The sequence below is a fragment of the Paenarthrobacter sp. C1 genome, assembly GCF_049315185.1.
GTDB classification, from domain to species: domain Bacteria; phylum Actinomycetota; class Actinomycetes; order Actinomycetales; family Micrococcaceae; genus Arthrobacter; species Arthrobacter nicotinovorans.
In genome coordinates this window covers 716,264-736,508 of the sequence record NZ_CP186052.1, presented here as the reverse complement: position 1 = coordinate 736,508, position 20,245 = coordinate 716,264, and the positions used below count along the sequence as shown (strand labels likewise).

Genomic DNA, 20,245 nt, shown 5'->3' with positions numbered 1-20,245 from the left:
GTACTAATCCTCCGGGTTTGGGTACGCGACCACATGGCAGAAACCGCCGGGCCGTTCGAACAACTTAACAAGTGTGGTGGGCAGGTTCTGGAACTGGCATTCGCTGCTGAGGAACGTATCGAACAGCGGATCCTTGAGCTGGTTGACCGCTTCCTGAAGCCGCTGGGCGTTGGTGCGCCGGTGCCTCCTGGGGAGAGCGACGGCGCCCACCTGGCTGGAGCGGATGTTCAGCCTGCGAGCGTGGAAGTCCTCGCCGAGCGGGAGCGTCACTTCCTTGTCCGCGAACCAGGAAAGCTCGATGACGTCCGAATCATCACCCGCCAGTTGCAGGCTCAGCTTCAGGCCGTCATTGGAGGCGGAGCAGTGGAAGACGATGTCGTTATCGTTGGCTGCGTCCTCAGGCTCGGCGAATTCGATGCTGAGCTTTTCGGCGAGGTTGCGCTTCTCCGGGTCGGCATCCACCAATTGCAGACGGCCTAGCGGATACTTCCGCAGGAGCGTCGCCAGGACGCCACCCACCAAGCCACCACCGACGACGGCGACCCGGTCTCCCAGCCTCGGTCCGGCTTCCCAGAGGGCATTGATGGCAACCTCGACGATGCCGGTCAGTACGGCGCGGCGGGCCGGGACGTCCGCGGGGATAGCCGTGAGCTGGCTGGTGGGAACGATGTAAAAGTCCTGGTGCGGGTGGAGGCTGAAGACAGTCTTTCCCCGCCATTCCTCCGGGCCCTCTTCGACGGTGCCAACGCTCAGGTACCCGTACTTCACCGGGCCGGGGAAGTCGCCTTCCTGGTGCGGAGCCTGCATCAGATCGGCGACCCGCTCCGGGACGCGGCCTTCATGGACCACGCGCTCGGTTCCGCGGCTGACTCCTGAGTACAGGGTCCTGACCAGGGCTTCTTCCTTTTGCCTCGGCGGCAGGGACTCCGGGCGTAGTTCGCCATTGCCTGACTTGGTGACCCAGTAGGCGTGGGCTTCGTGCACTTGATCGCGAGGAATAGTCATGATGCTTATGAATCTATCGGTGGGTTGCTTCGGATGGAAGTTGGCGCTGTTTTGCGGGGCTTGGGGTGGTTCTGCCGACGGCTTCCCGCGGGCCCGTTTTGGGGAACCGGCCCCGACTCCGGTACCCTATTTCAGTTGGTGACGTGTCCGAGCGGCCGAAGGTGCAACACTCGAAATGTTGTTTGGTGTAAAAGCCAACGTGGGTTCAAATCCCACCGTCACCGCCAATGAGAAAGGCCCTGCTTCCCTTTGTTTACAAGGGAAGCGGGGCCTTTTGCTTTGCCCAAATTAGGCTGGTGGGCACATTTTGGGCACATTCGCCAGAGAGACGGCGTGATCTAGAGCGTCTGAAACTGAGTCCAGGTCACCGTCAAAGAGGTCCGCGTAGACATCCAGCGTCATCGCTGCCGAGCTGTGGCCGAGCATCTTTTGCACCGCCTTCACGTTTGCGCCGGCTGAAACAGCAAAACTCGCTGCTGAGTGCCGCAGGTCGTGCGGGGTGATCCTGGGAATGCGGGAGCGCTTCACGGCGCCGGCGAACCAGCTCATGTTGTCCTCATGCACGCGGGCCAGCCGTGGATGGTGCCCGTCCTCCCCCGGGCTGCCCATGTCCTATCGGCCTTTCCCGGCGCACTGGCGGACTGGGCCGTCCTCCAACAATTTAGGAAACGGAACGGTTTCACGTAAGATGGTTCGTCTGCGTCCCAACTTCTTTGTCGGACCCCACTAAACGGCGGTCGTCCTCGGTCATCAGTCGTCGCTGAGCCTGTCCAGATGCTTGCCCTTCAAGCACGGGCCCACGACGGAGGCCGTTGTAGGCCAATACTAAAGCCAAAGTCTGGCATTGCCAGCGGAACTCGGGGCGTGCACCTGCTCGTGGCTAAGTAGAAGTACGCCCTCTTGGTCTTTCGTGGCAGGGTCACACGCCAGGCCGGGTTGCTGAGGAATCTTCCGCCGCTCACGGCGTCATCGAGTATTGCGACTGGACGCCGCCGGCGCGGAACACAAGCGTTGCATGAACACCGTGCTCCTAGTTGCCGACTCACAGAACGCGCTCGATGGGCGGTGGCGAAAGACCTATAGTACGGGACCGCCCGGCAGACGATTCTCGTGGGGCCTAACTGGCTAATTCGTGGCCGCGAGTTCGGGGGCAAAGATGTCCAGGAGAGCCTCGGCGGTCAAATCCAGAGTTAGGTGTGCAGGTCTATACGCCCGCACGACACCCCTCAAGAGGTCCTTGCGCGCACCGTCCATGATTGCTACTATGATTAACGCAGGACGCGGAAACGTCTCCCGCATAAACCGAAACTCCGCTGCGTGAGCACGGGGTTTCGCGTTTTAAGCTGGCACTTCTGTTAGGTCACGGCCAGACGTAGCTCCACCTCGTTGCTTTGTCGAGGTTCCCCTTGATGTCCTGCATGGCCTTCTTGGCAGCCGGGTGCTTCTCCGTGATGGTGACTGAGCGGTTGGTCAAAAACGTGGCCATGTCCGCAGCCTGGAGAAGCCGGCTGTGGTTCGACGGGCCGAAATAGATGGTGTCTATGAGGTCCTTCAAGGCAATGCTCGTAAATCCTCGCTGAGCTGCGGCCCTCATACCCCGAAACCTGGTCCTGCTATCCGGTGCCGTGTGGTGCTCATCGGCAAGCACCAGGACACTTTCGTCAGTGTGGTCAAGGTTGAGGACATGCTGGACGGACTCGAGTGCGTGCGAGAGTGCGAGGGCATGGGCTGGATGCGGATTTGTGTACCTATCGCTGAGCTTCTGGACATCGATTCCACGGAATACGAATTTCGCGCCGGAGTCGTGTATAGCTTTGGCTACTTGCTTACAAACCTGCACGGTGAGCCACACGGGAATGCCGTCCCAACCCTCCTTCTGGTGGAAGACTTCGTACCCATGAAGCTCCGTGGCAGGATCAAAACCCGGGACAGCAGCGGCAACGTCCGCAACAATCTCGTCTAAGCTCTTCTCAAGCTTTCTTGCTTCAGCAGCGCCCACCATCAGTGCGCCCATTTAGTAAAGCTCACCGCCCCGAGCGGATTCGTCTAAAAATGCAAGGATCATGGGCCGATCCTATAGAAAGCAAAACGAAGTTACTAAACAGCCACCCGTCAGAGGACGGACGGCGACCTGCACACGCTGTGCCCACATATGCGTTGAACTTGTGTGATCGCGGCTGATAAGAACCTGCGGAATCTGGGGGGTGAGGTTTGCCGGAGAAAGTGTAGAAAGAGGTTTTCAAATCCCATCGTCACCGCAGATGAGAACCCTTGGAAAACCGGGGATTTAATGGATCTTCAGCGCCTTTGTGGCGTATTTTTCGAGCAGGGCGGTCATCCATGAGTCGGCCGCTTCGGAAATAAGTTGCTGACCTAGCATCTTTCAGCTTCTGCCCGGTCCTAAATTGAGCCGAATACGCAACATACATTCGAGTACTTGTCTGTCCGTACTGCTCTGAGGCTCCTAGCCAACATCCCGGCGCTGCTTATCCACGTCCGCGTGAGGCCACTGCCGCCATCCAAAGAGGGGAATCCACATGCGTCGACGCATGGTGTTGGCCGCATTGGCGGTCTTCTGTGCGGGAATGGCCACATCCTGCGCCGGCTCCGCTCCTCTTCAGTTGGATGCCGGCACCACGACTGTCGAGTACAGCTTCCGCGACAGCTCCGTCCCGCCCCAGTACCACCGCAGCTACGTGATCAAAGCTTCGAAAAACGAGGCATCCATCACCGTGGACTCATATGGCGACGTGCTGGGCCAGGAAACCAGTGTCATGCCAGCCGATACGTGGACCCAGGTCTTGGACTCGGCAAAAACCCTGCCCTCCCGTGCCGCCAAGATCAGCGAACCCAAACCCGGTTGCACGGGAGGCACGGGATCGAAAATCACCATCCGGGACAGCGGCGGGGAACGCTACTCCAAGTCAGTTGAAAACTGCGGTGGCCGATCCGATCAGCCTCTGACCGAGACCGCGGGCCTCCTTGAAGCCCTCTTCGACATGGACCAACTGCTGAAAACCGGCAAATAGCGCGTCGAGGGGCGAGGTTTCGGGACTTTCGCGAAGGCAAAGAGCCGGGATCTAACCCTTCGCCGCGGCCAGGAGTAGATTTAGGCCGGATGCCGCATGGCACCCTCGGAACCTCACGGACCGTGGAGGCGGCAATGGCCAGGTCATCACAGCAAAAAGGCAAAAGCACGGACTACGAGTTCGTCACCGTGTGGCGAGTGGCCGGCACACGTGAGGAAGTCGTGGACGTCCTCGGCGACGCCGGAACCCTCACGGAGTGGTGGCCATCGGTCTACCTCACTGTCACACCGGTAGCCCGAGGAGGCCCCGACGGCGTGGGTGCTTCCTTCGACCTCCACACCAAGGGAAGGCTCCCCTACACCTTGCGGTGGCGGCTCACCATCACTGAACCGGTCACCCTTGACGGCTTCGCACTCACAGCCAAGGGCGACCTGAATGGAACCGGCCGCTGGACGTTCGAAACCGACGGCCCCGAAGTTGTCATCACCTACGACTGGCGGGTCAGCACAGCCAAACCGCTACTACGCAGACTGAGCTGGCTCCTCAAACCGGCCTTCTCCGCGAACCATCACTGGGCCATGGCGCGAGGTGAGGAAAGCTTGAAACTCGAGCTCCGCCGTCGTAGGTCCACAGCCGATCCGGCCCGCGTACCGGCACCGCCGGGTCCGACCTTCACTCCGCGGCGCAAAGCAACGCCCGGGCAAAGAAGTTGACATTCTTTCAGCTCGCCCTGATCTCGGCAGCGGCCCTCTTGGGGCCGCTGCTGGCGTTGCCACGGAAATGGCATTTGCCTGTTGTCCTGGGCCAACTGCTGGCGGGCATCGTCATTGGCCGGACAGGCCTGCAAGCAGTGGACCCCGGGGACCCTGCGTTTACGTTGATGGCCGATGTCGGCTTCGCGCTGATCATGTTCGTTGCCGGCACGCACGTTCCTATACGGGACAAAGCGATCAGGGCTGCCGTGGGCGGCGGCGCGACCAGAGCGGGGGCCGCGGCACTACTGGCCGTCGTGACGGGTTTGGGGATTGCTGCCGTTTTCGGAACCGGCCATGCGCCCGTGTACATCGTGTTGCTGGCGTCGTCTTCGGCCGCCTTGGTGCTGCCGATCGTCGATTCCTTGGGACTGCGCGGACCGAAGGTACTGACCATGACCGCCCAGGTGGCGATAGCCGACATAGCCTGCATCGTGGCACTCCCCCTGGCGGTCGATCCGCCCAACGCGGGCCGCGCAGCTCTGGGCGCCGCCGCGGTAGCGGTCAGCGCGCTGCTCCTGTACGTCATCCTCCGCGCCTTGGAACGCCGCGGCACACGCGGCCGCCTGCACGACGTTTCCGAAGACAGAAAGTTCGCGCTGGAGCTACGAATTCAGTTGACCTTGTTGTTTGCCTTGGCAGGTCTGGCCGTTTTTGGGCACGTGTCCGTGATGCTGGCCGGCTTCTCCTTTGGCCTTGTCGTGGCAGCCGTGGGTGAACCCCGGCGGCTTGCCCATCAGCTTTTCGCAGTGAGTGACGGTTTCCTGGGACCCGTCTTCTTCGTATGGCTTGGCGCGTCCTTGAACCTGAACGACCTCGGATCGAACCCCCAAATGATTCTCCTGGGCCTCTGCCTTGGCGCGGGCACCCTTTTGGTTCACGCCGCCATGCGGCTCCTTGGACAGCCTCTGCCGCTGGCCGTCCTCTCCGCATCCCAACTCGGCGTGCCCGTGGCGGCCGTGACCATCGGCGCACAGTCGCACCTTCTTCAACCGGGCGAGGGCGCGGCGATGCTTTTGGGCGCGCTCATCACCATTGCGGCCAGTGCAATCGCGGGGCGGACGGCAGCCGCCGCCCAAGACGCGGCAGCGAACCCATCCGGGACCAGACCGGCACCGAACTCCCGATAGAATCGAAGCCGTTGCCGTCCACGCCGACAAGCCAACACAAGCAAGAAGAAAGGGAGGACCCGTGCGCACTTCACAGCCCCGGGCACCCTTCCACGCCTTGCGGTCCGGCGCGATCGCGCTGGTCATCCTTGGCTTGGCTGCCGGAGCCCACGTCATTGGCGGCGGATTGCTGCCGATGGCCCCGGTGCTCCTGGCCTTGCTCGCGCTGACGGCGCTGGCCACCACGCTGGCCACCCGGTTCCGCCTGAACGCCGTCACCATGGCAGCGCTGCTTGGCGCAGGACAACTCGCACTCCATGAGGCTTTCACTGCCCTCGGGCCCGTTGCTGCCGACGCACCAGGAACAGCCCACCACCTCGGCAACGAATCACTGAACCCTGCCCTGCAAACGGTGACAGAACATACCCACGAGCTTGGTTCCACCGTGGGCGTCCTGATGCTGATGGCGCACGTCGCGGCTACCCTGGGGTCTGCCCTGGTCCTGTCCAAGGGCGAGGATGCGCTCTGGCAGCTGGCCGCGTGGCTCCGACCGCTGGTTGCCCTGCCCACGCTGCTGTTCAGGCCCGACGCCGGTGCGTCTCCTGTCGCAGTAGGCGCACCTGACGTTTTCATCCCCCGCCCCTGGCGGAACCTAAGGCAAGACAGCCGCCGCGGCCCGCCCGCCGTCGTCGTCCTTAGCTAGTTCCGCCCGGCACCCAAGCTGCAAAGCACCAATGCTGCAAAGCCAGCAAACGCCTTTGCACGGTGACGGGCTCCCAAACCCGTACCCCAGCGCCCCCTCACTTGGCGCACCCGAAAGGCAACCCCATGAAGAAGTCCTCGCTTCGCCGTACCCTGTCCGCTACCGCCGTTGCCGGTGGAACCGCTGCCCTGATGATGGCCGGTATCGCAGGGGCGTCGGCCCACGTCGGTGTCGACCCCAACAAGACCGCGGCAAACTCCTACGCTCTGTTGACGTTCAGCGTTCCCCACGGCTGCGGCACGTCCGGCACCACCAAAATTGCCATCAGCCTCCCCGAGGAACTGACCGATGCAACCCCCACCGTCAACCCGAACTGGAACGTGGAGAAGGTGACGGAAAACCTCGCCGAGCCCAAGAAGCTGGACGACGGCACGTCCATCACCAAGCGCACCAGCCAGATCGTGTACACGGCCAAGGCGCCACTGGATCCGCACATGCGCGATGCCCTGGTCCTCTCGGTGAAGCTGCCTGACGCTGCCGGCAAGACCATCTACTTCCCCACGTTCCAGACGTGCGAAACGGGAAAAACGGACTGGATCGAGATTCCCAAGGACGGCCAGAGCGAGGATGACCTGAAGTCGCCTGCTCCGGCCATCGCCATCACCCCGGCGGACGCTGCGGGAGACCACCACGCTGCCGCCAGCGTGTCCACCGAGCAGGCGTCCTCGGTAACCGACGACGGTTCACAGGCCCGGAGCTGGGCCGGCCTGATCGCAGGCATCGCGGGCCTCGGACTCGGTGGCGCGGCGTTCTTCCGCAGCCGATCGGCCAAGCCCGCCGCAGTGAAGGCAGACACCAAGTAAATCAGTGCAGGTGGCGCCCGGAAGATCACGATCCGGGCGCCAATCTGCCCTGTAACCCGTGGCTGAATTGACTAGCGCCACCGCCGAAGCAAGGCTGGTGCCCATGTGGACTCAGCGCATCAAAACCGGTCTTGTGACGACGACGGCGGCCGCCTCGCTGCTGCTTCTTGCGGCTTGCGGGCCAAGCCCCAGCCCGGCGGAATCAAGCAGTGCCCCGCCAAGTTCTTCCACTCCCTCGGCATCGTCGACGTCGGCCTCCCCCTCCGCGACGGCCTCCACGACGCCTTCGCAGTCTCCCACCCCGACCACCACGTCCGCGCCTCCTGCAGCCGTTGGACAGTGCAAGGCCGCAAGCCTGACTGCGGCCACCGATGCCACTGGCGGCGGAGCAGCCGGCAGCGTCTACGAGAAGCTGATCCTGACGAACTCGGGAACGGCTCCGTGCATTGTTGAGGGCTTCGCCGGGGTATCCCTGACGGCGGACGCCAATGGCGAACCGATCGGCGAACCGGCGACCCGCGAAACCACTACCCCGGTGACCAAGATCGAGCTGGCTCCGGGCAAGTCGGCGTGGGCGGAAATCCGCTACACGCAGGCGGGCAACTACGGCGACTGCACCAAGGTTCCTGCGGCCGGGCTGCGCATCTACCCGCCGAATGACACTGCCTCGCTGTTTGTCGCCGAACAGCACGATGCGTGCAGCAACGCCGGCATCAAGCTGCTGACAGTCACTGCCTTCCAGGCTGTTTGACCGCTCCCCCACGGTTCCGGCTTATTCTGTCGGAGCCGTGGGGCATGATGGATGAATGCAGGAGCCGCAGACGTCCGTTGGCGCCATCAGCCGTTTCAGCCAGGCAACCAGGGAATGGTTCCTCGGCGCTTTTTCCGAGCCCACGCCTGCGCAGGACGGCGCCTGGAATGCCATCTCTTCGGGTTCGCATGCCTTGGTCGTAGCGCCCACCGGATCCGGTAAAACGCTCGCCGCCTTCCTGTGGGCCCTGGACAGACTCCACGCAACTCCCACTGACACGCTCCCCGGGCTGGAGAGCGTGCCGGCGAACGGCAAGGGGCGGGCCAAGCGTCCGAAAACCAAAACCCGCGTCCTCTATATCTCGCCGCTCAAGGCGCTGGGTGTCGACGTCGAACGAAACCTCCGGTCACCGCTGATCGGCATCACGCAGACCGCCAAGCGCTTGGGATTGCCGGCACCACTGGTGACGGTGGGCGTTCGCTCCGGAGATACGACGGCGGCGGATCGCCGCACGCTGCTGACCAACCCTCCGGACATCCTCATCACCACCCCGGAATCCCTGTTCCTCATGCTGACGTCTCGTGCCCGGGAGACGCTCAGCGAAGTGGACACCATCATCATTGACGAAGTGCACGCCGTCGCGGGTACCAAGCGTGGGGCACACCTCGCTGTCTCCCTTGAGCGCCTGGATGCGTTGCTTCCCAAGCCCGCGCAGCGCATCGGGCTCTCTGCCACGGTCCAGCCCCGCGAGTTGGTGGCCCAGTTCCTGGCCGGCCAGGCTCCCGTCGAAATCGTCGCTCCGCCGTCAAAGAAGAACTGGAACCTCACGGTCACTGTGCCTGTGGAGGACATGTCGGACCTGCAGGGTGCTGCCGGAGCGTTCGATTCCGGCCCGGCGTCAGGGCTTCAACCGCAGGCGTCGATCTGGCCGCATGTGGAGGAACAGATCGTGGATCTGGTTTTGTCCAAGCAATCCACCATTGTCTTTGCGAACTCCCGACGCCTTTCGGAACGCCTGACGGCCCGCTTGAATGAGATCTATGCCGAACGCCAGTTGATGGCAGTGGGAGGTGGGGAATGGGCGGCCCACGAGTCGAAGGCGGGCGAGCCCAACCCTGCCGTTCCGGCCTCCACGTCAACCCCCGCGCACATGATGGCCCAGGCAGGCAGTACCACCGGCGCGGATCCTGTCCTCGCCCGCGCCCACCACGGCTCGGTTTCCAAGGACCAGCGCGCCATGATCGAGGACGACCTCAAGTCGGGCAGGCTGCGTTGCGTCGTTGCCACGTCCTCCTTGGAACTGGGCATCGACATGGGTGCCGTGGACCTCGTGATCCAGGTGGAATCGCCGCCGTCGGTGGCCAGCGGACTGCAGCGCGTGGGACGTGCCGGCCACCAGGTGGGCGAGATCTCCGAAGGCGTGTTGTTCCCCAAGCACCGGGCTGACCTCCTGCACACCAGCGTCACCGTCGAGCGGATGCTCAGTGGCCAGATCGAGCGGCTGAGCATACCTACCAATCCTTTGGACATCCTGGCCCAGCAGACGGTCGCAGCCACGGCATTGGGAAGCATCGACGTCGACGAGTGGTTCAGCACGGTGCGTCGTTCGGCGCCGTTCGCCAGCCTTCCACGCTCAGCGTTCGAGGCCACCTTGGACCTGTTGGCAGGCCGCTACCCCTCGGACGAATTTGCTGAGCTCCGGCCACGCATCATCTGGGATCGGCACGCAGGAACCATCGAAGGCCGGCCCGGCGCCCAACGCCTGGCGGTAACCTCCGGCGGTACCATCCCGGACCGTGGCCTCTTTGGCGTCTACATCATCGGCACAGAAGTTGAGGGCTCGTCCTCCCCGGCCAGTGCGGACGGCAGTGAACCCACGGCCTCTGCCCGCGCAGCGAAGGGCGGACGCCGCGTCGGCGAGCTCGACGAAGAGATGGTGTACGAGTCCCGGGTAGGCGATGTTTTCGCCCTCGGTGCCACCAGTTGGAAGATCGAGGACATCACCCACGATCGCGTGCTGGTCTCCCCCGCTTTCGGCCAGCCCGGGAAGCTTCCTTTCTGGAAGGGTGATTCCCTGGGCCGTCCTGTTGATTTGGGCAAAGCACTGGGCGCCTTCATCCGGGAACTCTCGGCTGCCGATGATGCCCCCGCCATGGAACGCTGCCAAGCCAGCGGCCTGGATGCCTTTGCCGCCAGCAACCTGCTGCAATACCTCCGGGAACAAAAGGAAGCCACGGAAATCGTTCCCAGTGACCGGACCCTGGTGGTGGAGCGTTTCCACGATGAACTCGGAGACTGGCGGGTGGTCCTGCACAGTCCCTTCGGCATGCCGGTCCACGCCCCGTGGGCCCTCGCCGTCGGACAACGCCTGCAGCAACGCTACGGCCTGGACGGCTCGGCCATGGCCGCTGACGACGGGATTGTCCTCCGCGTGCCCATGATGGAGGACGAACCACCCGGAGCTGAGCTGTTCCTCTTCGACCCCGAAGAACTTGAACAGATTGTCACGGCAGAGGTCGGTGGCAGCGCACTGTTCGCCTCACGATTCCGCGAGTGCGCCGCCAGGGCCCTGCTCCTCCCCCGGCAGAATCCCGCAAAGCGTCAACCCCTGTGGCAGCAACGGCAGCGCTCGGCCCAGTTGCTGGATGTCGCCCGGAAGTACCCCTCTTTCCCCATCGTGCTCGAAACGGTGCGGGAATGCCTGCAGGATGTTTACGATCTGCCCGCGCTGAAAGACATCGCAGCATCCGTGGAGCGCCGCGAACTACGGATCGTGGAAACCACCACCCAGCAGCCCTCGCCTTTCGCAAAGTCACTCCTGTTCGGATACGTAGCCCAGTTCCTCTACGAGGGCGACTCCCCCTTGGCAGAGCGGCGGGCTGCCGCCCTGGCACTGGACTCGACGCTGCTCAACGAACTCCTGGGCCGCGTGGAACTGCGCGAACTCCTGGATGCCGCGGTCATCGACGCAACCGAAATGGAGCTGCAACGGCTTGCACCGGACCGCCGGGTCCGTGGGATGGAAGGAGTCGCCGACCTGCTGCGACTCCTCGGCCCACTCAGCATCGACGAGGTGGCCGAGCGGCTGCAAGGGATGGAACAGCCGGAGGCTTCACTGCAACCGGCCACGCTGGACCAGCCGCTGGACCATCCGTTGGACCCGGACGATCCGGACCACGTTGAGGAAACACCTCCGGCCGCTCCCCACGGCACAGTGTTCGACGCCGAATCCCACCTTGCTGCGCTGCAGAAAGCCAACCGCGCACTCAAGGTGACAATCGGCGGCGTCGAACGCTTTGCTGCGGTGGAGGACGCGGCCCGGCTCCGCGACGCCATCGGTGTCCCGCTGCCCATGGGCGTTCCGCTGGCCTTCATCGAACCGGTCAGCGATCCCCTGGGCGATCTCGTTTCCCGCTACGCCCGCACCCATGGGCCCTTCACTGCCGCGGAGGCAGCGTCGAGGCTGGGGCTGGGCGTCGCTGTCGTCAATACCGCCCTGAAACGCCTGGCCGGGGATGGCCGCGTGGTGGAAGGCGAGTTCCGGCCGCACGCTGTGGCGGAGCAGCCCACCGAAGCCGTTGAACCGGAACTGATGACCCTTGACGCACCGCCCTCCAGCGAGTGGTGCGATGCCGAGGTCCTCAGGAAGCTCCGGCGTCGTTCCCTCGCCGCGCTGCGGGCCGAAGTGGAACCCGTGGACACAGCAGCCTACGGACGGTTCCTTCCTGCATGGCAGAACGTGACCACCCCCGGAAAGTCCCGCAGCCAGGCGCTGCGCGGACTCGACGGCATCATCACGGCCGTGGACCAGCTCTCCGGAGTACCCATCCCCGCGTCCGCCTGGGAACCGCTGGTGCTGGCGAGCCGCGTGGCTGACTACAAACCGGCCATGCTCGATGAACTGATGGCGGCCGGGGAACTCCTCTGGTCCGGGGCCGGGTCGCTGCCAGGAAACGACGGCTGGATCAGCCTGCACGTGGCCGATTCCGCAGAACTGACCCTCAACCCCGCACCTGACTTTGAACCGGGCGACGCACAGCAGCGGCTCCTGGAACACTTCAGCGCCGGAGGCGGCTACTTCTTCCGGCAACTTACCGAAGTGGCAGGCGGCATGGACGCAGTACTCAGCGACGACGCCGTCGTGACGGCCCTGTGGGACCTGGTGTGGGCCGGCCGCGTCACCGGAGACACCTTCGCCCCCGTGCGGGCCATGATCTCCGGCGGCAAGACAGCCCACCGGCAAGTTGCCAAGGCCCCCAGGGCGAGGACTCCGCGGATGAGCAGGCTTGGCCGCTCGCACGGGACCGGACTGCTGGGCTCGCCCGGTCTCACCGGCGGACGCTACGGCTCGGTTAGCGGCGGCGTTGCACCGGCACCACCCTCGGCTGTGGGCCGGTGGTCGGCGTTGCCTGCGCCCGAACTGGACCCCACCATCCATGCCCGGGGCACCGCTGAGCTGCTGCTGGACAGGTACGGTGTGGTGACCCGCGGTTCGGTCATGGCGGAGAACATCATCGGCGGCTTCGGCCTCATGTACAAAGTTCTTGCACGGCTCGAAGAAGCCGGGCGGTGCCGCCGCGGTTACTTCATCGAGCACCTCGGAGCGGCCCAGTTCGCCGTCCCCGCGACGGTGGACCGGCTGAGGTCATTCACTGAAGACGCCCGCATCTCCAAGGCGGAGCCGGTCGCCCTTGCACTGGCCGCAACCGATCCCGCGAACCCGTACGGTGCAGCGCTCCCTTGGCCGGCCCTGTCCGTCGACGCCGGGTCCGGCCACCGGCCCGGACGCAAGGCGGGGGCGCTGGTGGTCATGGTCGACGGCGCCCTGGTCCTTTACGTCGAACGCGGCGGCAAGACGCTGCTCACCTTCAACCAGGAAGAGCCCGTGTTGGCTGTTGCCGCCCAGGCGCTGGTTGATGTGGTGCGTCGCGGAGCCGTAGACAAGCTCTTCATGGAGAAGGTCAACGGCCACGACCTCCTGGACACCCCGATTGCCGCTGCTTTGGCGTCCGCCGGGGCCTACTCCACTCCGAAGGGACTACGGATCCGTGCCTGAAGGCGATTCCATTTGGCGGGCCGCCAACCGGCTCAACGAGGCCTTGGCGGGCCAAGTCATCACAGCTTCCGACTTCCGCGTGCCCCGTTTCGCCACCCTCAACCTGACTGGCTGGACCATGACCGAAGTGGTCCCCAGGGGCAAGCACCTGCTCATGCGCTTGACCGGCCCCGTTGATGACGAGCCCGGTGCCAGCAGGAAACCCCGGGCACTGACCATCCACTCCCACCTCAAAATGGAGGGTAACTGGATGATTTATCCGCCGGGTGGTCGATGGACCAAGCCGGGCCACACGGCACGTTGCGTCCTTCGCACGGCGACTGCCGACGCGGTCGGGTTCTCCCTGGGCATCCTGGAAGTCGTGCCCACCGCCGAGGAAGACAAGATCGTGGGACACCTCGGACCCGACCTCCTGGGGCCGGACTGGGACGAGGAAGAAGCACTGCGCAGGCTGAAGGCCGAGCCGGACGTTACGGTCGGCTTCGCCTTGTTGGACCAACGGAAACTGGCAGGGATCGGCAACATTTACCGCTGCGAGGCATGCTACCTTTCGGGCATCCACCCGGCCCTGCCTGTCGGAGAAGTCCCGGATCTGGCCAAGACCGTCACCGACGCCAAACGCCTCCTGGGCGAAAACCTTGGACCTGGCCGCCGGACCACTTTGGGCCCACGAGCCCTGCGTCCCGGCTACTGGGTTTACGGCCGGGAACGCCAACCCTGCAGGCGATGCGGCGCCACGATCCGCCGTGGCCTGCTGGCAGGACCGGACGGAACCGAAGAACGCGACATCTACTTCTGCCCGCGCTGCCAACCCGCTCCCTAGAAGCCCCGGATCCCTGGAGACCAAGTCCCTGGAGACCGGCTCTTGCCAGCCCACTTCCCGGACACCTGGCCGTGAAACCGTGGCCCGGCCGGAGACGTCAGATTCGTCCCGGCCGGGCACAGCGGCAACCGCCGCGACGGCGCCGCGCCCCATGCAAACCGCGCCGACTACTCCAGGAAGCTCCCCAGCCGCCCCAGCAATAGTCGTCGGATCCGCGCTGGCTGCGCGTCGCCGTCGGACGTTTTCTACACCGTCCGCCACCATTTCTGGTTGGCGGACCCGGCGCAATCCCATAACTGCAGGCGTGAACCATTCGACCACGACCAGTCGGCTACGTCCACGCATTTGTTCGCCTGGGGGTTCACCAGATCTCCGGCAGAGTTCAGCACGAACTGCTGCGCGGCGTTTCCGTTGCACGTGGCCAGCTGGACGCGAGCGCCGTTACTGGTGGAACCCCAGGCCACGTCCATGCATTTGCCCAACGACTGCACCGTGCCGTTGGAAGCGAACGTCCATTGTTCGGAGGCAGCCGCCTCACAGTCCCACAGTTGCAGCTGGGCACCGTCGGTGGCCTGGCGTCCGGCAACATCGATGCATTTGCCCGCGTAGCCCTGGATCCTGGCACTGGCGGGAGCCGCTGACGGAGCCGCAGCGAGCTCGTACACACGGACGTAGTCGACCAGGAGCGACTGCGGAAAAGTGGTGCCTGAATCCGGCGCTCCGGGCCAATAACCACCCACGGCCAGGTTCAGCAGCAGGAAAAAGTTGTGGTCGAACACCCATGGCCCGGGTGTGTTGGCCTTGGTCTTGTGTGAGTACAGGATCCCGTCGATGTACCAAGTGATTGAATCCGCCGCCCAATCCACGGTGAACGTGTGGAAAGCGTCCCCCAACGCGGCACCGTGCGGCAAGGTGTAGCTGGCGTTGGCGGCGTTTGCACCTGAATACCCGGGACCGTGGATGCTTCCCCACGTTGTCCCGGGTTCCTTGCCGACGTTTTCCATGACGTCGAGCTCGCCGCTGTTGGGCCAGCCATCAGTGAAAACGTTGTCACCCAACATCCAGAACGCGGGCCACATTCCTTGTCCTTTGGGCAGTTTGAGCCGGGCTTCGAACCGGCCCTGGGTGCGGCTGAACTTCCCCGCCGTCAAGAGGCGCGCGGAGGTGTACTGACATGCCCCGTAATGGCACTGATAACCGGCCGGGTTTTCCCGCCGCGCGGTAATGGCAAGGTTGCCTTGCCCGTCGGCGGCGGCGTTCCGCGTGCTGGCGGTGTAGTACTGAAGTTCGCCGTTACCCCACCCCGATCCCCCGGTGTCGTGGACCCATTTGGCGGAGTCGGGCGCTGTTCCGGCGGGTCCGTTGAATTCATCGCTCCACACCAACGCCCCGGGGGCCGGCATGCCGGCCGCTGCCAGCGCCGGCGGTTCAGGAGCGATGAGTGTCGCTGAGACGGCCAGTCCGACGATGACCATCACCAAAGGCATGAGTCTTCGCTTCATGGTTGCCACTCTGACCGTCTTTTCGCCACGCACGCAAGGCTTTTTGTAGCGACACGCAAAACGTCACTGCGAGGAAATATTCCGCGCGAAATTACTTATCAAGTCCGTAACGGCGACGAAATGTGAGCGGGCGAGAGTGGGATAAGGACAGGTAAATTCCGTTCGCAACGTATTTCCTTCCTCTGAGCATCGACGATGCATGCTCCAGGCGCGTCAGCCGTGTCTTCCCAACTTTCGCCTAGCGGCGTCCGGACAGACTGACGTGCCTTTGCCTTTTCCCCAGCAGTTACCCGGAGGCTAAAAATGGGCATTCGTAAGCAGATTTTGGTAAGGATCCTTGCCGTCCTGGTGGTTTCCTTTGGATTGATCTACATCAGTTGGCGCTGGTCGGGCACCGTTGCGTGGGACGCGTGGTGGATTTCCCTGCCCCTCGTTGCGGCGGAAACGTACAGCCTGGGCGAATCGGCGTTGTACGCGGCCACCATGTGGAATGCACGACGGCGGCCGCCTCCCCCTCCTGCCCTGCCGGGCAGGACCGTGGACGTTTTCATCGCCACCTATAACGAGCCGCTCGACCTCGTCCTCAGGACGGCCATCGCGGCCAGGGACATGGAATATCCGCACGAAACGTGGATCCTGGACGATGGCGACCGCAGCGACTTCGCCACGGCAGCCCGGCAGATCGGCGTCGGATACATCAGGCGGGGCCCCGAATGGGATGGCCGGCAGCGGTTCGCCAAGGCAGGCAACGTCAATAATGCCCTCTCCATGACCACCGGTGAATTCGTGGCCATTCTGGACGCGGACCAAGTCCCGGAACCCCGGTTCCTGGACCGTGTCCTTGGCTACTTTGATGCCGGAGAGGTGGCGTTCGTCCAGACGCCGCAGCACTTTTGGAATGTTCCGGACCGTGATCCCCTGGGCAGCCAGGCGGAGCTGTTCTATGGACCTATCCAGCAGGGCAAGGACGGGTGGGATGCGGCGTTCTTCTGCGGTTCCAATGCTGTCCTGCGCAGGGAAGCCCTCATGGCCCTGGGCCTGACGCGTTACACCCGGACCGCCACCGAACATACATGGAGCGCCCTGCGCAGGGGTCGCACCCGGTTGCAGGATCTCCTTGGCGAGCTGGGCAGGCGGCATCCGGCGGCCATGCCGGTGGTTGAGCAGGCGCTGGAGGCGATCACCCGCGCGGAACATCAGGTCCGCAGGGGCGATGTCCTGGCGGAAATCACCTTCGAACTCCGCGTCTCCTTCCATGCTGCGGCGTTGGGGAACCCCGATGCCATGGACGATGTGGTGCCTGAACTTGATGCGGTGCTGGAATCGGTGGATGTGGCGCACACGGACCAGGCACTTGCCATCCACCCGATGGACACCACCACCATCACCGAAGACATGGCAACCGCCATGCACCTTCACGCCATGGGATGGGGAAGCGTCTACCACCATGAAGTGCTGGTGCACGGGCTGGCCCCGGAGGACGTGTCCACCATGTTGTCGCAGCGCCACCGCTGGGCAGCCGGCACCATGCAGGTGTTCTTCAAAGACAATCCGCTGTTCCTTCGCGGCCTGACGTTGGCACAGCGCCTCATGTACCTGGGCACCATGACCAGTTACCTCAACGGCTTCGCCGCCTTGAGCTACATTGCGGCGCCGGTGGTTTTCCTGGTCGCGGGAACCTACCCCCTCACGGCGAGCCCCGTGGTCTTCTTCTGTTTGTTCCTGCCGTTCTTCATTTCCTGCCAGCTGCTCTTCCAGGTGGCGGGCAACGGAGCCAAGGGTCTCTGGCGCGGCCAGCAGTGGTCCTTTGCTCTTTTCCCCACGTGGATCGCGGCGACGTGTTCCGGTGCGGCAGCCGTCTTTCTGGGCAAACACCTGGCGTTCTCGGTCACTGCCAAAAGCAAACAGGCCACTGGGCGCGGTTTCCAGCACGTCCGTCTCCAGATCGGGGCCATGGCCGTCCTGGTTTTGTGTTCGGGCATAGGGATAGCCAGGGCAGCGACCGGCGAAGCTCCCCTGTACCCCACCCTCATCACCCTTGCCTGGGTGGCCTTGGACCTGGCCCTTTTGAGTGTGGTGATCGGTGCCGCAAGGTACCGGGGTCCCGGAGATGACCTGAAGGATCCCATGCCCGTCCCCAGGGAACTCGTTGAGGTCCTCGGGCCGGATTCCGCTGGAGCCCCGCACAGCGCAGGGCCACACACCTGAGCACCGCACATCACAACGCCGCACAGTGAGAGCTGACCGGCTACCTTTCCCCACGACCGCCGTTCCAACCCCCAGCCAGGAGCGACCACCATGTCCACACTTTCCCGCGTCCACAACATCATCCCCACATCACTGGCGCACGTCGACCTGACCCTCACCGGCGCTTTGAACGCGGCAACCGTTCAGGCCATCCGGCAGGACTCAGCCAAGGCAGCAACCGACGGGCCCGTGCTGGTCCTGCTCGACGTGACCGCAGTGACCACCATCGGCGCGTCCGGCGTCGTCGGTCTTCTGGAGGTGCTGCACTTCCTGCGCGCCCGCGGAGGAGATCTTCGCCTCTTCGGTAACTCCCCGGCGCTCGAAACCACCCGCCTCCAGGCCCATCTGGGGCAAGTCGCCCGTGTCTACGAGAACCGCGAGGGAGCCGTAGACGGTGGTCGGACACTCGTGCGTGCCCGCCGCCTCACGTCCAGGTTCGCCTGGCTCAACCTGTTCACCCGACGTCCACGCACTCTTGGTTGGGGCTGACATGGCCCGGACATTAGTGTCTCCGCCACGGCCGCCGCGCCAGAAGCCGGCTCCGCCTTCCTTCACTGGCCATCCTGACCGCAAACGGAGGCGTGCAAGCCTTCTTGTTCCCGTCGTGGTGACAGCACTGGCCGCCACCGGTTTGGGGTTCGCTTCCAGGGAAGTGGTCCCCATCGTCCAGGCGTTGTCCCTGTGCAGGGCCGCGGATGCGGCATCCATCATTCCCAAAGATGGCGTGCTTCTTGGGGTCAACCTGGATTGGGATTCAGAGACCTTGGCCGAACACCGCGCAAACCTCGGCCATGATCCCGCGGTGGTGGTCCAGTTCTCGGACATCCCCTACGACGACGAGACGTGGTCCCACACCACGAACGCCGTCACCCAGGTCCGGGCAACAGGCGGTGCGCTGCTCCTGACACTTGAGCCGCACGGCGGCCTGGCGACCATGAGTGATGAGGTGATCGCGAAGTTGGCCGCAGACTTGCGGGCCATCAACGATCAGGGGACGCCCGTCGTCGTGCGTTTTGCGCATGAGATGAACGGCTCCTGGTACTCGTGGGGCCAGCAGCCGATCCACTACGTGGAGGTGTTCCGGAAGGTGGCGGCAGCCATTCATTCCCAAGCCCCCGGCACCTCCATGATGTGGGCGCCCAACTACGGCGGGGGCTATCCGTTCACGGGTGGCCAGTTCGCGGCCCGTCCGGGCACCCCGGACTTTGCCGCGCTGGACACCGACCACGATGGCACGCTCACGATGTCCGATGACACCTACGCTCCCTACTATCCGGGGGATGACGCCGTGGATTGGGTGGGCGTCTCGCTCTATCACTGGGGTAACCAGCGGCCTTGGGGCAACAACGACATTGCCGAACCGGGCAAGTTCCTGGCCATGCTCACGGGCACGTACAGCGGCACAGCAGGTAACGACAGTGCCGTGCCGGATTTCTACCAGGTATACGGTGTGGACCATAACCGCCCTGTGGCCATCCCGGAGACCGCAGCGATCTTCACTCCTGCCCGCAGCGGGGCCTCCGAGGTGGACGTCAAGCAGGCATGGTGGCGCCAGGTCTTCTCCGCCGAAACCCACCAAAAGTATCCGCAGTTGAAAATGATCAACTGGTTCGAGTGGAAGAAGTACGAGATCGAGATTAACGACGACGTCGACTGGAGGAGCGCAGGATCGCCCACCATCCGTGACGCGCTGGCCCGGGACCTGCCGGACTGGTTGCGCTACGGCGAGGACTTGGGGGCGTGCCGCTAGGCGGGAGGACTAGGCTCACGCAGCGGCTGCGGCCTCCACGGCTTCCGTGGGGGCCGTTGCCTTTGGCCGCTCCGGGACCATGAACTTCGGCAGCAGGACCTGCACGATCGGACCGATGGCCAGGGCGTAGACCACGGTGCCCACTCCCACGGAGCCGCCCAGCAGGAACCCCACAGCCAGGACCACTACTTCGATGCCGGTGCGGACCAGTCGCACGGACCACCCGGTGCGCCGGACAAGGCCCGTCATGAGCCCATCACGCGCGCCGGGACCCAAGCGGGCTCCGATGTAGCAGGCGGAGGCGATGCCGTTGAGGATCACGGCGCCGGCCAGCATGGCGATCTGCCCGCCGAGGTGCGAGAACGACGGGATAAGCCAGAGTCCAAGGTCTGCGAAGAGGCCCACCAGGACCGCGTTGGCGATGGTACCGATGCCGGGCATCTGCCGGAGCGGGATCCAGAGCAGGAGAACCAGGAAGCTGACCGCGATGACCACTACGCCGATGCTGAAGCCGGTCTTCTGGGACAGGCCTTGGTGGAACACATCCCAAGGGTCCAGCCCAAGGCCGGCCCGGATGAACATGGCCAGGGAAATGCCGTACATTGCCAGGCCGATCAGGAGTTGAGTGATTCTGCGGGTCATCATGTTCTCCATC

General features: G+C 64.1%; 16 protein-coding genes and 1 tRNA gene. 12 read left to right on the top strand and 5 right to left on the bottom strand.

Annotated features, from left to right (window positions below; all coding sequences use genetic code 11):
• Positions 1-3 precede the first annotated feature (3 nt).
• Complete coding sequence (locus ACNAOU_RS03630) at positions 4-1,005, bottom strand: zinc-dependent alcohol dehydrogenase (RefSeq protein WP_422758038.1); 1,002 nt, start codon at positions 1,003-1,005, stop codon at positions 4-6.
• Between the two features lie 137 nt (positions 1,006-1,142).
• Here ACNAOU_RS03630 and ACNAOU_RS03625 point away from each other — a divergent pair.
• Positions 1,143-1,232, top strand: a tRNA-Ser gene (locus ACNAOU_RS03625).
• A gap of 61 nt (positions 1,233-1,293) precedes the next feature.
• Here ACNAOU_RS03625 and ACNAOU_RS03620 read toward each other — a convergent pair.
• A complete protein-coding gene (locus ACNAOU_RS03620) occupies positions 1,294-1,614 on the bottom strand; it encodes a tyrosine-type recombinase/integrase (protein WP_422758036.1) in 321 nt (106 codons plus the stop codon).
• Between the two features lie 751 nt (positions 1,615-2,365).
• Positions 2,366-3,019: a DUF3800 domain-containing protein gene (locus ACNAOU_RS03615; protein WP_422758035.1), complete on the bottom strand. Its 654-nt coding sequence runs from the start codon at positions 3,017-3,019 to the stop codon at positions 2,366-2,368.
• Between the two features lie 523 nt (positions 3,020-3,542).
• Between ACNAOU_RS03615 and ACNAOU_RS03610 the strand changes: the two genes are divergently transcribed.
• The 8 genes from ACNAOU_RS03610 to ACNAOU_RS03575 all read left to right on the top strand — a co-directional run bounded on the left by ACNAOU_RS03610 (position 3,543) and on the right by ACNAOU_RS03575 (position 14,091).
• A complete protein-coding gene (locus ACNAOU_RS03610) occupies positions 3,543-4,034 on the top strand; it encodes a hypothetical protein (protein WP_422758034.1) in 492 nt (163 codons plus the stop codon).
• An 89-nt stretch (positions 4,035-4,123) separates the two neighbouring features.
• Positions 4,124-4,747: an SRPBCC family protein gene (locus ACNAOU_RS03605; RefSeq protein ID WP_422758033.1), complete on the top strand. Its 624-nt coding sequence runs from the start codon at positions 4,124-4,126 to the stop codon at positions 4,745-4,747.
• Entirely contained in the window at positions 4,744-5,916 is a 1,173-nt protein-coding gene (locus tag ACNAOU_RS03600; protein WP_055976840.1) for a cation:proton antiporter, read from the top strand. The genes ACNAOU_RS03605 and ACNAOU_RS03600 overlap by 4 nt, the downstream gene beginning before the upstream one ends.
• A gap of 61 nt (positions 5,917-5,977) precedes the next feature.
• Entirely contained in the window at positions 5,978-6,598 is a 621-nt protein-coding gene (locus ACNAOU_RS03595) for a hypothetical protein (protein WP_422758031.1), read from the top strand.
• A gap of 125 nt (positions 6,599-6,723) precedes the next feature.
• A complete protein-coding gene (locus ACNAOU_RS03590) occupies positions 6,724-7,461 on the top strand; it encodes a YcnI family protein (protein WP_018777984.1) in 738 nt (245 codons plus the stop codon).
• Between the two features lie 103 nt (positions 7,462-7,564).
• A complete protein-coding gene (locus ACNAOU_RS03585; RefSeq protein ID WP_193591151.1) occupies positions 7,565-8,212 on the top strand; it encodes a DUF4232 domain-containing protein in 648 nt (215 codons plus the stop codon).
• Positions 8,213-8,267: 55 nt separating this feature from the next.
• Positions 8,268-13,268: an Lhr family ATP-dependent helicase gene (locus tag ACNAOU_RS03580; protein WP_422758029.1), complete on the top strand. Its 5,001-nt coding sequence runs from the start codon at positions 8,268-8,270 to the stop codon at positions 13,266-13,268.
• Positions 13,261-14,091, top strand: a complete 831-nt coding sequence (locus ACNAOU_RS03575) for a DNA-formamidopyrimidine glycosylase family protein (protein WP_039239694.1) — start codon at positions 13,261-13,263, stop codon at positions 14,089-14,091. Before ACNAOU_RS03580 ends, ACNAOU_RS03575 begins: the two co-directional genes overlap by 8 nt.
• Positions 14,092-14,336: 245 nt before the next feature.
• Here the strand turns inward: ACNAOU_RS03575 and ACNAOU_RS03570 are convergent, their stop codons facing one another.
• Positions 14,337-15,593 carry a glycoside hydrolase family 16 protein gene (locus ACNAOU_RS03570; protein ID WP_064722663.1) on the bottom strand — a complete coding sequence of 419 codons (1,257 nt, stop codon included), beginning with the start codon at positions 15,591-15,593 and terminating at the stop codon, positions 14,337-14,339.
• 303 nt (positions 15,594-15,896) lie between these two features.
• Here ACNAOU_RS03570 and ACNAOU_RS03565 point away from each other — a divergent pair, with 303 nt between their 5' ends.
• From ACNAOU_RS03565 to ACNAOU_RS03555, 3 genes are all read left to right on the top strand, one after another.
• On the top strand, positions 15,897-17,801 hold the full coding sequence (locus ACNAOU_RS03565; protein WP_110504985.1) for a glycosyltransferase family 2 protein: 1,905 nt from the start codon (positions 15,897-15,899) through the stop codon (positions 17,799-17,801).
• 90 nt (positions 17,802-17,891) lie between these two features.
• Positions 17,892-18,329: an STAS domain-containing protein gene (locus ACNAOU_RS03560; RefSeq protein ID WP_422758028.1), complete on the top strand. Its 438-nt coding sequence runs from the start codon at positions 17,892-17,894 to the stop codon at positions 18,327-18,329.
• Position 18,330: 1 nt separating this feature from the next.
• Positions 18,331-19,590, top strand: coding sequence for a glycoside hydrolase family 26 protein (locus ACNAOU_RS03555; protein ID WP_422758027.1), 1,260 nt, complete (start codon positions 18,331-18,333; stop codon positions 19,588-19,590).
• Positions 19,591-19,605: 15 nt separating this feature from the next.
• On the opposite strand, the gene ACNAOU_RS03550 is transcribed toward ACNAOU_RS03555, so the two are convergent.
• Complete coding sequence (locus ACNAOU_RS03550; RefSeq protein ID WP_026267203.1) at positions 19,606-20,235, bottom strand: YczE/YyaS/YitT family protein; 630 nt, start codon at positions 20,233-20,235, stop codon at positions 19,606-19,608.
• Positions 20,236-20,245: the final 10 nt, after the last annotated feature.